Origin of the sequence: Desulfobacter curvatus DSM 3379, assembly GCF_000373985.1 — a bacterium.
GTDB lineage: Bacteria > Desulfobacterota > Desulfobacteria > Desulfobacterales > Desulfobacteraceae > Desulfobacter > Desulfobacter curvatus.
On sequence record NZ_KB892988.1, the window covers coordinates 1 to 2,511 of the forward strand.

Annotated in this window: 4 protein-coding genes; 2 read left to right on the top strand and 2 right to left on the bottom strand. The window is 36.8% G+C overall.

Features of this window, described 5'->3' with window-relative positions; genetic code table 11:
- Positions 1–664: 664 nt before the first annotated feature.
- On the top strand, positions 665–1,381 hold the full coding sequence (locus B147_RS0107445; protein WP_020586588.1) for a hypothetical protein: 717 nt from the start codon (positions 665–667) through the stop codon (positions 1,379–1,381).
- A 152-nt stretch (positions 1,382–1,533) separates the two neighbouring features.
- Here the strand turns inward: B147_RS0107445 and B147_RS33465 are convergent, their stop codons facing one another.
- A complete protein-coding gene (locus tag B147_RS33465; protein WP_425387014.1) occupies positions 1,534–1,818 on the bottom strand; it encodes a hypothetical protein in 285 nt (94 codons plus the stop codon).
- Positions 1,770–1,904 carry a guanine nucleotide-binding protein subunit gamma gene (locus B147_RS32800; RefSeq protein WP_245568959.1) on the bottom strand — a complete coding sequence of 45 codons (135 nt, stop codon included), beginning with the start codon at positions 1,902–1,904 and terminating at the stop codon, positions 1,770–1,772. The genes B147_RS33465 and B147_RS32800 overlap by 49 nt, the downstream gene beginning before the upstream one ends.
- Positions 1,905–2,263: 359 nt before the next feature.
- On the opposite strand from B147_RS32800, the gene B147_RS31710 reads away from it, so the two are divergent.
- On the top strand, positions 2,264–2,428 hold the full coding sequence (locus B147_RS31710; protein WP_157237812.1) for a hypothetical protein: 165 nt from the start codon (positions 2,264–2,266) through the stop codon (positions 2,426–2,428).
- Positions 2,429–2,511 lie beyond the last annotated feature (83 nt).

Below are 2,511 nucleotides of genomic sequence, written 5' to 3' on the forward strand. Positions count from 1 at the left end.
CCGGCCACAAGAATCATTCCCAGCGGCTGTAAACCGTTTCATCGATGAAACGGTAAAAAATACATTTTGGGGGAAGGACTGGCTGAAGAAGTGCTCACAGCTTCATTCAAAGGTGCCGGAACACAATGCTGGAGTAGTCAACGCACTGCCTGGAAAGGTTCTCGGGATTCAATGATACCATTAAAGCTCACCCTGATTTTCCTTATTTTCTGTTTCAATAAACAGTTATTTTTCTGAATCCAATTAAAAAATCGGGATGTTCGTGTTAAGCAATATTTAAAATTTTAATTCCATCTAAAAAAATGAGTAGATTCCTTTTAGGGGATCTCTATGTGGCAATCATTTCACACTCTTGGATATTTTTTTCATAGGTATGCCCGATTTATGGCATTTTTTCCTAAGAAAAAAAATGGTTAAAAAAGTTGTAAAAAAGTCAGCGCGGACTTATCAGGCTATCAAAAAAACGGAATGCTATTTGCATTGATAATGCTGATTCCGGCGTTAGTGCCTTATTCCTCAGTTTCTGTCAAAAAAACAAGGAAATGGAGGGTAAGGCACATGAGTTGCGGGTTCCCCGAGTTAGTTCATATTCATCAATTTAGTGGAAAAATTGTGGCGGGATAAACGAAAAAGGAGAACATACAAAAAAAGAAGGAGGAAATTTATGCCAAAGTTCAAATTGTTATTGTATATAACTTGTATCTCCCTCATGTATTTTATTACAGGCTGTGCATCGTCAAAAGCTCCCGACTATAACAAAATAATACTTAAAAACTTTGCTAATTTAGACAATAAATGTATTGTTTTGGCAACAAGCAGAGCATCCGTAGCCGGGGGGAAACACACTTTATTACCAACTTTGTTTTTAATTGATGACGAACATACTAAAGAATCCCAAAAATATCGATTTAGTGTAACTGGACCGCATCATCGTTTTCTATCTGAAGATCGAAGCTATTATCTTCATATTCTGGAGTTGGATGAGGGTAATATGCTTCTACACAGTATCAGGGGAAAAGTATTAAGATTTGACAGCATAACAGGTGATCCGCCTCGCTTTGAAGCGCCAATTTTGTTAAATTTTGATGCTTCTAAAAAACAAATTATTTATATTGGGAATATTCATATGTTTTTGAGAAATAAAAAATTAGAATCAGAGATAAGATCTGGTCCATTTACACCAATTTTTTCCCAGGCGGGTGTGGATAAAACAACATTTGACATCCAAATAAGTGATCAATATGAGAGAGATATAGATGAGTTTGAAAAAAAATGTCCCAATTTCAGCTCATATAATGTTAATAAACAAATACTACCAGCATGGAAAAGACCATCAAAAGAGGAGTTTATTCCCGCTAAAACGCATTTCTTCTTTTATTAAAGAATTATAGTTTAAAAAAATGTGTCCCCGGAAACATTTTTTGGGAGGGGGTAAACAGCGGATCATGTATCGCGCCCGTGAGTTCACCCGCAAGAAATACATTTAATACCCAATAATGGCCGAGTTGCGTAGCATATGCGCAAATTTTGTAATTACATATAGAAATTAAAATATAACCGCATAACATATAAGATTGTCCAGGGCGGCAATTTGGACACTCGAAAAGTTTTTGCAAGGACAGTAGAGTCACATGGATTGGGAAGATCGGGCACGGCAGTATTTTTGACAAAATTGAAGAGGCTTTTGAGAAGGGAATATTTGAGTTTCTTGGTTGAGGGTTTCAGGCCTTCAGTGATTTTGACCAGAAACTCCATGATTTCATCCGATGTTACTTCCGATACATCCCGTCTGCCGAATTGCTTTTGGAAAACCGCCAGGAAGTACCGATAATTTTGAATGGTGTTTTTTTTGAATTGAGTTCTTGATACGCCAGAAAATTCTTGATTGCCTGCGACATTTTCATGATGATGCCCTCCTTTAAAAATGTTGGAATCATCCTGATGGATCAGGACAAAGACAGTATACAAAATTTTCGGGGTAAAAATCTGGACTTTTTTCAGAACTGCTCGGAAAAGGCCCATGCCGTGGACATGTGTACTTGATCTGTTATTGGTGAGGTGGCCGAAACGCAGAATTGAGTTTTTTCATACCATAAGTCAACGGTCGTCTGGCCAAAATAAAAGAAATTGTAGAGAGCATTTAATTGACTGTTGCAATTTTGGGCGAAGGATGTTTAATCATTCCAAATAGTGGTGATTTTAAGTAGGCATTATGCAACGTTGCGAACATATTGTTAGATTCTTTTAGGGAGAAAATCTAAGCATGAACTGGAAATCAATTATTGCAACAGCATTGATTACTGGATTAGTTACAATACTAACAGGAATGTTATTATTTTGGTGGCAATCCGAAAAAGCTGAGCTTACATATAATTCTATTAAGAGTATTCCGTTTGATGATACAAGCAATAAACTGTCAATGTCATAAACTTAACGGCAAGGTTTATAATTCATGTAATGATTGCGCTTGTTCACCTTGTGGTTTCGTTCGAATTCCCGTCCTGGCCGAAT